This window comes from Peribacillus frigoritolerans, from assembly GCF_040250305.1.
Lineage (GTDB): Bacteria > Bacillota > Bacilli > Bacillales > DSM-1321 > Peribacillus.
The window spans coordinates 4,298,201-4,310,696 of record NZ_CP158190.1 but is presented as its reverse complement, the minus strand read 5'-3'; the positions used below and the strand labels follow the sequence as shown (position 1 = coordinate 4,310,696).

Annotated in this window: 8 protein-coding genes; all 8 read left to right on the top strand. The window is 41.6% G+C overall.

Annotated features, from left to right (window positions below; genetic code table 11):
* Positions 1-169 precede the first annotated feature (169 nt).
* The 8 genes from ABOA58_RS21085 (at position 170) to ABOA58_RS21050 (ending at position 12,158) form a co-directional block, all read left to right on the top strand.
* Complete coding sequence (locus ABOA58_RS21085) at positions 170-1,096, top strand: DNA-3-methyladenine glycosylase family protein (RefSeq protein ID WP_434547747.1); 927 nt, start codon at positions 170-172, stop codon at positions 1,094-1,096.
* Between the two features lie 790 nt (positions 1,097-1,886).
* The gene (locus ABOA58_RS21080; protein WP_350299871.1) at positions 1,887-3,482 is read left to right on the top strand and encodes a sensor histidine kinase; all 1,596 of its coding nucleotides are present in this window, start codon (positions 1,887-1,889) and stop codon (positions 3,480-3,482) included.
* Complete coding sequence (locus ABOA58_RS21075) at positions 3,476-4,165, top strand: response regulator (protein WP_350299870.1); 690 nt, start codon at positions 3,476-3,478, stop codon at positions 4,163-4,165. Before ABOA58_RS21080 ends, ABOA58_RS21075 begins: the two co-directional genes overlap by 7 nt.
* Before the next feature lie 132 nt (positions 4,166-4,297).
* Complete coding sequence (locus ABOA58_RS21070; RefSeq protein ID WP_350299869.1) at positions 4,298-5,179, top strand: helix-turn-helix transcriptional regulator; 882 nt, start codon at positions 4,298-4,300, stop codon at positions 5,177-5,179.
* Positions 5,180-5,395: 216 nt separating this feature from the next.
* Positions 5,396-6,688: a CitMHS family transporter gene (locus ABOA58_RS21065; RefSeq protein WP_350299868.1), complete on the top strand. Its 1,293-nt coding sequence runs from the start codon at positions 5,396-5,398 to the stop codon at positions 6,686-6,688.
* 201 nt (positions 6,689-6,889) lie between these two features.
* Positions 6,890-8,833, top strand: a complete 1,944-nt coding sequence (locus ABOA58_RS21060) for a PTS mannitol transporter subunit IICBA (RefSeq protein ID WP_350299867.1) — start codon at positions 6,890-6,892, stop codon at positions 8,831-8,833.
* Positions 8,834-8,919: 86 nt separating this feature from the next.
* Positions 8,920-11,010, top strand: a complete 2,091-nt coding sequence (locus ABOA58_RS21055; RefSeq protein WP_350299866.1) for a BglG family transcription antiterminator — start codon at positions 8,920-8,922, stop codon at positions 11,008-11,010.
* A gap of 5 nt (positions 11,011-11,015) precedes the next feature.
* Entirely contained in the window at positions 11,016-12,158 is a 1,143-nt protein-coding gene (locus ABOA58_RS21050; protein WP_350299865.1) for a mannitol-1-phosphate 5-dehydrogenase, read from the top strand.
* Positions 12,159-12,496 lie beyond the last annotated feature (338 nt).

Genomic DNA, 12,496 nt, shown 5'->3' with positions numbered 1-12,496 from the left:
TCTCCATTTAGTATACAAGAAAGGGTTTCTATACAAACATTTTGGGAATGTAAAAGCAAGATAACGTAATTGTTCGAGTTAGGGGAGATGACTATTTTTCTGTTAAAATAAGGAAGTTGAATGAAGTGCTATTTGAAGGGAAGAGCAAGAATACTAAAGGAGGAGCAGAATGAAAGAGGCATTATCAAATGATGAAGGCATGATTGAATTGAGAATTCGAGCACCAAAAGAGTTTAGTTTTTCGGAAAATCTTAAATACTTATCAAGATCCTCCAATGAATGTCTGTTCGATATTGTTGATCAAAAAATTTATCGAGCACTTGTTGTCGAAAATGAGACACTTTTAATAGAAATCAGTGCGGTGAATGAAACGGATCTGACCGTTCGGTTTCCAGCACGAACTGCACCGATGGATAATCAGGTAAAGGATGCTGTTTCCCAATACGTTCGTCACTGGTTCGATTTTGAGACAAATCTGCTTCCTTTTTATGAGCTCGCCCAAAATGACCCTATATTGCAAAAGCCGGTAAGCCAATTCTTCGGTTTGAGAAATATGGGCATCCCTGATTTATTTGAAGCGATTGCCTGGGGAATACTTGGTCAGCAGATAAACTTGACCTATGCCTATACCTTGAAACGGAGGCTTGTGGAGGGATTTGGTGAATATGTTGAATTCGAAGGAAAGCAATATTGGCTGTTTCCGGCGCCTGAGGTGATCGCGAAATTGACGGTCGAAGATTTTGCCGATTTGAGGATGACGGTGAAGAAGTGTGAATATTTAATAGGTGTTGCTCAACTGATTGCAGAAGGGGAACTTACTAAAGAAAAGCTGTTGAATGCAAAGAATGTAAAAGAGGCTGAAAAAATGCTGACCAAAATACGGGGAATCGGTCCGTGGACAGCGAACTATGTCTTGATGCGCTGTTTGCGTTTTCCAGCAGCCTTTCCCATCGATGACGTCGGGCTGCATAATTCCATGAAACTGGTCATGCAAACGGAAGCAAAACCAACGAAAACGGAAATCCTGAAACTTTCGGAAGCGTGGGCCGATTGGGAATCCTACGCGACGTTCTATTTATGGAGATTGCTATATTGAATCCTATATTCGGAGATAAAACAGCAAGTATCGTCGATATATCACTAATTTCGGAGATAAACCTGCAAGTATCGTTGATATATCACTAATTTCGGAGATAAAACAGGTTCAGGAATACTTTTATATGGCTAAACAATGGTGCGCGTTTCTGGTATTACCCCATCTTCGTCGGTCCGCGTTCAGTTGCTGGCTTCAGGTGGAATGGCAGGTTCTGGACGTTTTTTGGCATCGATACAAGACAAATCAATTCATTTAGCTGTTTTTGAAAAAATGCTCAAAGGAGATGTTTCCTTTGAGCATTTTATGTTTTAGCTTGTTTTGCTTTCTTCCAAAGATATGGTAGCAGGACAGAAGCAGCACTATCCAAAGAAAAACATCTGTAAGAGAAATGCCTACCGTCGTTTATCCCCCTAAAGCGGTTAACATTCCGACTAGGGAAAGGAGATAAAAGGTGAAAAACAACTGCTCCTTGAACCTCCCACCATGTTCGGCGTGACCATCTTTCTTAAATAGGACACTGAGAATAAACCGATTGTACCTCAGGTGAAACGTTATCCAGAAAGAAAAAAGTCTGGAAAAAAATCGTAAATCAGCAAAAGGGTGATGATAGCATTTGAAAAGGATTCAAGAATATCATTTGGCACTCCCTTTTTTGTTGCTTAAATCCTTTCATTTTTGAATGTGGCGAAATAAACGGCCAACAATGTTCAATATTTAATAGAAATGGTAAAATCATTATGCTCCTATAAAATATAGTGAATGAAAATGAAAATAGAGGATGCTGTTGAATATGAGGAAAGTATCGCTGGAAACAAAGATTCTCGGGTTAGTCTTATCGTTGAGCCTGTTTTTGATTCTATTATTGACGACTACTTTTTCCTATATGGAAGGAAGACAAATAGCTAAGGATAAAGGTCAATTGGCGTTGGAACTTTCAAAGACGATTAGTTTCATGCCTACCGTTACAGAGGCCTTTGAAACGGATGATCCCGCTGGCATAATTCAGCCGATTGTCGAAAAGATCCGCAGGGAAACAGGTGCTGAGTTCATCGTTGTAGGAAATGCAGAGGGAATTCGCTATTCTCATCCGCTGGTTTCCGAAATTGGGAAGCGGATGGAAGGCGGGGATAATAGCAGGGCCATTCGGGAAGGTGAATATTATGTCTCCGAAGCGGCAGGATCACTCGGTCTTTCCATTCGGGGGAAGTCACCGGTATTCAATGAGGATGGAAAAATAATTGGAATCGTCTCCGTCGGTTTTTTAGTGGACGATGTCCGCGCCCAAATTTTCAAGGATTTGTCCAAAGAGATGGTTGTATCGTTAGTGGCCATCATGATATCGATCATTGGCAGTTATATGCTGGCAAGAAGCATCCGTAAAGATACACTGGGGCTGGAACCATTTGAAATCGCCAATTTATATAAAGAAAAAAATGCAGTGCTTCAATCGGTAAAAGAAGGTATTCTGGCCATTGACCAAAATGGGCTGATTACCTCGATGAATCAGCCGGCGAAAAAATTGCTGGATATTAAAGAGTCCGTTCGCCATTTGAACGTGGACGGACTATTTCCTTCGAAATATTTATTCGAAGTGCTAAAGTCCGGTGAACCGCAAATGGATAAGGAGATTTCATGGAAAGACAAATCCATCATTGTTAATTGTACGCCAATCTTCGATAGTGAAGGGGTAAGCGGTGTTGTTGCTTCGTTCCGTGATCGAACGGAAATTGAGGAAATGGTAAACACATTATCTGAAGTGAAGATGCATTCAGAGGATTTAAGGGCACAAACCCATGAATTTACCAATAAACTATACGTCCTTTCAGGATTGATACAATTAGGGGAATACGATGAAGCGATAGAAATGATTCAAAGCGAAACATCCGAATTGCATTCCCTGAACCGTGTCGTGTTCGAACAGATAAAGGATACAAAGGTACAAGCCTTGTTACTAGGCAAGATAGGGAAAGCATCGGAGAAGAAGATCTTTTTTGAAATAGACGCACAAAGTTACCTAGAGAAACTGCCTGATCATATAAAATTGTCCCAACTAACTTTGATTCTAGGCAATATTATCGATAATGCACTTGAAGCGGTTTCAAGCATGGAAGAGCCGCTCGTGAAATTTTTCGCCACAGATATCGGAAATGATATGGTATTTGAAGTGAGTGATAACGGAAAAGGAATACCAGAGGATGCGATCGCCCATATTTTCGATCGGGGTTTCACTTCAAAAAACAGCGGAAGTCCGAGTGGTTATGGACTTTCGAATGCTGATCATGTCGTAAAAGAGCTAGGCGGCATCATCGAAGTCCACAGCGAGGATGGCAATACTATATTCACCGTGTATCTTCCTAAAGAACAGAGAGGAGGGAAAGAATGCTGAAGATAAGAGCAGTCATCGCAGAAGATGATTTTCGTGTAGCGGAAATCCATGAAAAATTCTTGAAAAACTTTGATGAAATAGAAGTGGTCGGAAAAGCCGTCAATGCAAAAAAAACGCTTCGGATCTTGGAACAAAAAAGCCCGGATTTGCTTTTGCTTGATGTTTATATGCCAGATCAGCTTGGTACAGATCTCCTTCCGGACATACGGAAAAAATTCCCGAATGTGGATATCATCATGATTACCGCGGCAACGGATAAAGAACAACTTGAAAAGGCACTTCACTATGGTGTAGAGAATTATCTAATTAAACCAGTGGAAATGAAGCGCTTCAACCAAGTTATCGAAGAGTATCTGAAGAAAGTCCATCTGATGAAATCCAAACAAGAGATAGACCAGGATTTTGTTGACCTCATTTTGAAAAAGGGTTCTTCCGCTTTGGAAACGAATGATGGGCTGTCCTTACCAAAAGGGGTCGACGAAATTACTTTGGCGAAAGTGATCGAGGTACTCGAAGCAAGCGATATCGGTTTGTCAGCTGAGCAAGTGAGTGGACAGATCGGTGCTTCCAGGACAACCGCGAGACGCTATCTGGAATACTTGATATCCGTTAAGAAATGTAAAGCGGAAGTCGTATACGGGGTAGTGGGGAGACCTGAGCGAAGATATTATAAAATTCAATAGAATTAAGTGTGAAACACCTTCAAGATTGGAGGTGTTTTTTTATGCATGCTGGTTTATAAGATTATAAAAAAGCAATATATGTCAAAAAAACGATATTTTTTTCTGTTATCCTTTTTTTAAGGAGGTTCGGAAATGAGATACAGCCCCATCATCCAAAAAACGATTGAATATATAGAGAATAGCTTACAAGATGAATTGTCTTTAGAGAACATCGCACGATTCGCAGGTTTTTCGAAGTTTCATTATCATCGTATTTTTCAAAAGGAGGTTGGCGTGACCGTATCTGAATATATTCGATATCGAAGGATCGCCAATGCAGCTAACATGCTGCTTTATACCGATGAAAAAATAATCGACATTGCTTTATATTACCGCTTTGAAACACAGGAATCCTTTACTCGTTCATTCAAGAAATATTATGACCTGCCGCCAGGGCAATACCGGAAACTCGTAAGTAAACTAACTTTGCAAAAGGAGGAAATGACGATGAAAAACGAACAATTATTAAAAGGATGGAATTTAAGCGGGAGTCATCCATTCAATTATAAAATTGGAATTGACCGGGAGACCTTCCATAAAGGCCAGGCATCAGGTTTCCTGAAATCCGTCACTAAGGAATCCAAGGAGGAATTTGCAACGATGATGCAGCAATTCAAGGCGGAAAATTACCTTGGTAAAAGAATGAAACTGTCGGGTTTTTTAAAATCAAAAGATGTTGATGGGTTTTGTGGTTTATGGATGAGGGTGGATAATGCCCTTCAGGATGTTTTGCAATTCGACAATATGGGCAATCGGCCCATCGTCAACGATACGGAATGGAACCATTATTATATCGTCCTGGATGTACCCGAAAACAGTGCCATCATTTCATTCGGGGTCCTTCTTTCAGGGCGTGGCCAATTATGGATCGATGAACTGGAATTCGAGGAAGTCAGCATCGATACACCAACTACCAATATAGACTACGGCTGTGACCTTTTGGATGGACCGGCAAATTTATCATTTGAAGAATAAATGCGCGGATTGTTTGCTTAAATAATCGCTGATTTCCTTAAAGAACCCGCCATTCAACCCGGGGAGTGGCGTTCGGTTCAGCCTCGAAAAAACGTTTCCGTGAACACAATGAACACAATTAACTAAATAGTTTTAAAACACAATAAATTGAGAACGCTTACAAATGAAGCGGTTTCATATACACTTTATCTTATTAGAAGATAAGGAGTGACAGATATGCTCGCTTTATTAGGATACTTGATGATATTAGTGTTTATGATTTTAATTATGACAGGGCGACTTTCAGCCATGATAGCTTTGATTGCAGTACCAAGTGCATTTGCACTTATTGGCGGGTTTGGCGGTGAAATGGGTGAGATGGCGCTGGAAGGGATCAAAGACGTCGCGCCAACGGGAATCATGATTTTATTTGCGATCCTTTTCTTTGGCATTTTGATTGATGCTGGGGTTTTTGACCCGATCATCAATACGATTCTTAAGCTTGTAAAAGGTGATCCAGTGAAAATTGCCATCGGTACGGCAGTCCTGGCTTTGCTGATTTCCTTGGATGGAGATGGTACGACTACATATATGATAACGATTTCTGCCATGCTTCCGCTATATAAACGGATTGGAATGAGACCGCTTGTATTGGCCGGCATTGCCGTTTCGTCATCTGGAGTCATGAACCTTCTTCCTTGGGGAGGCCCTACAGCAAGGGTGATGACAGCTTTAAAACTTGAAATGTCCGATGTTTTCACCCCTGTCATTCCAGCGATGATTGGCGGAGTCCTATTCGTCCTTTTCATGGCATATTGCCTGGGTAAAAAAGAAAGAAAGAGAATCGGGATCATAGAGGTCGATTATCATGTTGTGGCACAGCAGGCAGCTGCAACGGAAGATGCTTATATTAAACGGCCTAAATTGATAATATTCAATTACGCATTGACTCTTACACTGCTGGTTGCGCTGATTATGGAACTTATGCCTTCAGCGGTTCTGTTCATGGTAGGTTTCGCGATTGCCATTACCGTTAACTATCCGAAAGTCAGTGATCAGAAAGAACGTGTGGCAAACTATGCGGACAATGCTTTATCTGTAATTTCGATGATTTTTGCAGCAGGTGTTTTCACTGGAATCCTAGCCGGTACGGAAATGGTCGATGCCATGGCAAACTCTTTGATTCAGCATATTCCAGATCAAATGGGCGCACATTTTGCTGTCATCACAGCCATCATCTCAGCACCTTTTACGTTCTTCATGTCTAATGACGCATTTTATTATGGTGTGCTCCCATTACTTGCTAAAGCGGGAGCTGCTTATGGAATTGATCCTGCCCTGATCGGCAGAGCTTCACTATTGGGGCTGCCCGTCCATCTATTAAGCCCGCTTGTTCCATCTACCTATTTATTGGTTGGAATGGTAGGGGAAGATTTCGGTGCATTGCAGCGCACTTTCCTGAAATGGGCATGCGGATCGACGCTTGTCATGATAGTGGTTTGTGTCCTATTGGGAATCATCCCACTATAAAGCGCAAAAGAGTCCCGTTCGTCACGATGCGAACGGGACTCTTTTCTGTCTGTATAAAGCGCTGAATAAATCTGGAAAAGTGAGATACATTATGTTTGTCTTCTCTTTCGCGACAAAGTTAGCTTTTTCTTTTATTGAATGAGGAATGTACGTACCTTAAGATTAAAGGAAACTATATTAATATGAAGGGAAGAGAGCAAAATGGCTCACTTTAATATAAAAGTTGCAGTTCAAAAGTTCGGTAACTTTCTAAGTTCAATGGTCATGCCGAATATATCAGCTTTCATAGCATGGGGGCTAATCACTGCCCTATTCATCCCATCTGGTTTCCTGCCAAATGAAAGCCTTGCCAAAATGGTTACACCGATGGTTACGTTTTTATTGCCGCTTTTAATCGGGTATACGGGTGGTAAGCTAATCCATGACCACCGCGGCGGCGTAGTCGGTGCCATTGCGACAATGGGCGTCATCGTCGGATCTGACATCCCGATGTTCCTTGGAGCCATGATAATGGGGCCGTTCGGCGGTTATGTCATCAAGAAATTCGATCAATTGATTGAAGGGAAAATAAAAGCCGGATTTGAAATGCTTGTTAATAATTTCTCGGCGGGGATAATTGGCGGCCTACTGTCCATTCTATCCTTCTTGGCCATCGGGCCTGCAGTAGACATATTTACAGGCTGGCTTGTAGCAGGAGTCGATTGGCTTGTCGGTACAGGTTTACTGCCGTTGACAAGTATCCTGATCGAGCCTGCCAAGGTATTGTTCTTGAACAATGCCATCAATCATGGTGTACTATCACCAATCGGTGTGGAGCAAGTTAAACAAACAGGGGCTTCAATCCTGTTCCTTCTGGAATCGAATCCTGGACCAGGTATCGGCGTACTGCTTGCTTATTGCTTTTTTGGAAAGGGAACGGCGAAGAAATCGGCGCCAGGAGCTGCCATCATTCATTTCTTCGGCGGGATCCATGAAATTTATTTCCCTTATATCCTAATGAAGCCGATGTTATTCTTAGCCGTCATTCTTGGAGGCATGAGTGGAGTCTTCACTTTGGTCCTACTAGGCGGAGGATTGTTCGCTCCTGCTTCTCCAGGCAGCATACTTGCCATTACAGCAGTAACTCCGCATAATGCGGGTGCATATATTGCTAACTTTGCAGGCGTCATCGTAGCGGCCATCGTTTCATTCATCGTCGGTGCATTCATCCTGAAAACAGGAAAGCAATCTGAAGAGAATATTGAAGATGCCGCGAAAAAAATGCAAGAAATGAAAGGCAAGAAAAGCTCTGTTGCCGATGTATTCGCTTCAGACCCGGGTACGATGCCAGCAAACGTCAGCAAAATAATATTTGCCTGCGATGCCGGGATGGGATCAAGTGCGATGGGGGCTTCGCTCCTTCGCAAGAAGGTGAAGGAAGCCGGATTGAGTATTACTGTTACTAATACGGCGATCTCAAACATTCCTGCAGATGCACAAATCGTCATAACACAGGAAGAGTTAACACCAAGAGCACAGAATAAAGTTCCGAATGCTTATCATGTATCCGTCGATAATTTCCTATCGAGCCCTGAATACGATTCATTGCTTGCAAGGCTTCAGGATGACGGTACCGATGTGTTGCATGAAATCGTCGAAGATGCTGAAGAGAAGGTTCCCGGTGTTCGTGAACATTCAATCGAGCCTGGCATCAACGAGGATGAGCAAGATGATAATGAATTGCTTCGCGAAGAAAACGTCTTCCTTAATCAACAATTCGCCAATAAGGAAGAAGCGATCCGCTTTGCGGGGAGAGCTTTGGTCAATGCAGGTTACGTTAAGGAAAGCTATATTGAAGCGATGATTGCTCGTGATGAATTGACTTCAACCTATATGGGGAATGATGTAGCCATTCCGCACGGAACCGAGGAAGCTAAGAAAGATGTCCTTAAATCTGGATTTACCGTTTTACAAATTCCTGATGGTGTCGACTTTGACGGCCAAAAGGCACGATTGATATTCGGTATTGCCGGCAAGGACGGGACACATCTTGAAATTCTATCTGGCATTGCAGTTACCTGCTCTGACATGGAGAATATTGAAAAGATGGTTAAAGCCACATCAGCCAGGGAATTGATGGATATTATAAATGTAGAAAATAATTAAATACTCTTAACCAAGAATAGAAAAGCGTTTTACGCTTTTCTATTCAGTATTTTCTCGTGTTACTCCACCTGAAATGAGTTGGTAGCATGTATATTACTTCAAGGGAAAAATCTATCATAGAATTGATCATAAAAACTTCAGGAAAACATACAGCCTTATCCATTGCGACACAATTGAATGTTAGTGTCCGGACGGTTCAACGCGATCTGAAGTCCATAGAAAAAATCCTGCAATCATTCGAGTTGCATTTAACACGCAATACACATGAGGGACTGTCCATCGACGGGAAGAATGAGCAAGTCTTTCGGCTTGTACAGCACCTGATGGGCAATCATCCGATCGATCAAACGCCGCAAGAAAGAAAGCTGCATCTCCTTTTAGCTTTACTGCAGGAAGAATCATATAAAACTCAAGTTCTTGCGGGGGATCTCGGTATAAGCATTACGACTCTTACAACCTATTTGGACGAACTGACTGAATGGTTAAAGAATTTTAATATCATGATTACGAGAAAAAGGGGAGTCGGAATAGAGCTTGCCGGCAACGAAGAAAATAAACGGAAAGCCCAGGCAGCCTATTTCTTGCACTTCTTTAATGAAGAGCTGATTGAAAGTTTATTTTTGCTGCAAGAAGGAAAATTTCCAGAAGCGAAAATCCTCGACTATTTCGATCCCGAATATCTTCTTGCTATCGATGGGGTGCTGTTTTCCACTTTTAACAGTGTCCATTCTCGTTTGGCGGATAGCGGGTATATAGGGTTAATTGTACATATTTATGTAACCCTGCAAAGGAATGAAAGCCAATATTTTTTGGAGAAGGACTTCAAGAAAATAAGCGAACTTTCCGATGAGAATAATCTCATGAATAAAATAGGCAAGGAACTCAGCACAATGCTGGAAGTCTCTTTTACCATCGATGATATAAGCTACCTTGCAGCCATCCTTAAAGGTTCCAAGCTTCATGCGGCGGATGCCATTCCATATGACAGTGTGTTGCTTGGCCAGCTGATAAGAAACCTGATAAAAGATGTTTCGGCACAACTGCAAATCGATTTGACCAAGGATTTCCCATTGTATCAGGGGCTCCTTGCCCATATGGAACCATCGCTTTTCCGGATCAAACAGGAAATGGGATTGTACAACCCCTTAACTGAAGATATTAAGCGAAAGTATCCGGTTCTCTTTTTGGCAGTGAAGACCAGTCTGGAAAAGGGCTTCATAGAAATAAAAGAATTTCCTGAAGATGAAATAGCCTTCATCGTCCTTCATTTCGGATCTGCATTAGTGCTGCGGGAGGAAGAAATATCAATAAGGGCACTCATCGTTTGCCCGACAGGTATCGGTACGTCGAAGATGCTTGCAAGCCGGATCAAAAAAGAAATCATCGAAATCGAGACTGTAGAAATCAAGACGATCAAAGACATCCAACAGAAGGGCAGCCTGAAAAACTACGATGTGATCATTTCTACCGTCCGGCTTCCATATATCGATAGTGATTATATCCTTGTATCCCCTCTTTTGAGTGAAGAGAATATTTTGAACATCAGGAATTATTTAAGGAAGAATATCGAAAACTTCACGAAGAATAAGCGTTATGGCAGTCATTCAGCCCATAAGGATACCGTGACCAAAAAAGAGGATGGCGAATTGAAAGAAGTGCTGCAGGAATTGAAGGATGCCCAGCAGAGCATCGAGTCGATCATGGATAATTTCCGGTTTTATCGGCTGCCGCATCTGAAAGGACATCCAGAAATCATTGAAGAAATGGTCAGGATGGCAGAAGCGGAAGAACTGCTAATGGGTGCGGATGATGTGGTCGGATCTTTGAAGGAACGGGAAAAAAAAGGTGGTTTAGGCATTCCTGGCACTGGAATGGGCCTTTTCCATACGAGACATAAGAATGTAAAAGAACTGATATTCCAGGTGGCCCACCTGGAGGACTATCGTCTGGTCAAAGGTATGGACGGAAATGACGTCCATATGAAAAATTTACTGCTGATGCTGGCACCTGAAGAATTAAGTGTGAAGCAGCAGGAAATCGTCAGTTTAATAAGTTCAAGCTTAATTGAAAGCAATGAATCCATCATGATTTTTTCATCTTCGGACGAAGAAATGATTAACAGAAGGCTGGAAGCCATATTTTTGGATTATTTATATACTAACTTGATAAAGGGATGATTGTAATGAAACAAGCAGTACATTTCGGTGCAGGAAACATTGGAAGAGGCTTTATCGGAGCGCTCTTTTCACAATCTGGATATCATGTGACATTTGTAGATATAGCTGATCAAATCATCGACCAGTTAAATGATAAAAAGCAATATCAAGTCAAACTGGCCACTGATCAACAAGAATCCGTCACTGTAGAAAATGTTTCGGGTTTAAACAGTTTAAAGCAGGAAGAGGAAATCATAAAAGCAATTTCCGAAGCAAGCTACCTCACCACTGCTATTGGTCCCAATATTTTGCCTCATATCGCTCCTTTAATTGCAAAAGGGTTAGCGTCAAGAGTGAAGGAAACCGATGAAAAACTATATGTGATCGCTTGTGAAAACCAAATATCGGCAACAGACCTTTTAGAAGGCTACATTCTAGAAAAATTGGATCAAGATACAAAAGAAAAACTAGCCGATAAAGTCTACTTCTTTAACTCAGCGGTCGATCGCATCGTTCCTATCCAAAATAACGAAGGATCACTCGATGTTTTGGTGGAACCTTATTATGAATGGGTCGTTGAAACGAAGGAAAGCATTCCCGCCGTTGAAGGGATGACCATTGTAAAAGAACTCGCTCCATTCATTGAGAGAAAACTGTTTACCGTTAATACAGGACACGCCGTCATTGCTTACCTCGGTTATCTCAAAAATAAAAAATCTACGATTGACCAGTCATTGGAGGACGCAGGAATTGTAGAGCAAGTCAAGAAAACCCTAGGGGAAACGGGCGCTTATTTAATAAAGCAATACGGTTTGGACGCAGGTGAGCATCAGCAGTATATCGAAAAAATCATTAATCGTTTTAAAAACTCCTACCTGAATGACTCGGTGAATCGAGTCGGACGTTCACCGCTGCGTAAGCTAGGGCCAAACGACCGTCTCGTCCGCCCTGCCGTAGAAGCAAAGAAAGCCGGACTTTCCTATACTAATCTGGCGAAAGCGATAGCGGCCGCTTTACTCTTTGATTTTAACGAAGATGAAGAAGCCCTTAAACTGCAAACGATGATCAAAGAACACGGTGTAGCTTCAGCACTTAAGGAAGTTAGCGGATTGGATGAAAATAGCGAAATAACTAAAGAAGTTATCAACCACTACAACAACTTGAAGTAAAAGCCGAGAACTCCTGAAATCTTTTTTCAGGAGTTTTTTCTTACTCAAAAAGAAGGAACTGGCATCCGTTAATCTTTAAAACTCAAAAAAAACCTTGTAAACAGTAATCATTACGTTTTATAATGAAAGGCAGTCAAGACAAGAGGGGTTTTTTTGGAATGTAAATCGTAATCGTTTTGATTTGTTTGGTGAAAAGCGCAGAAAATATGAGGAATTGCTTAAAAAAGGAGGATTAGTGCAACAAATCGAGAGCTTGGTGCATTTACTTAAAATTTTGGTGCTATTTCAAGAGATTTAGAGCCGTTACTCACGAATTTAGAGCAAATACTCGTGAGTTT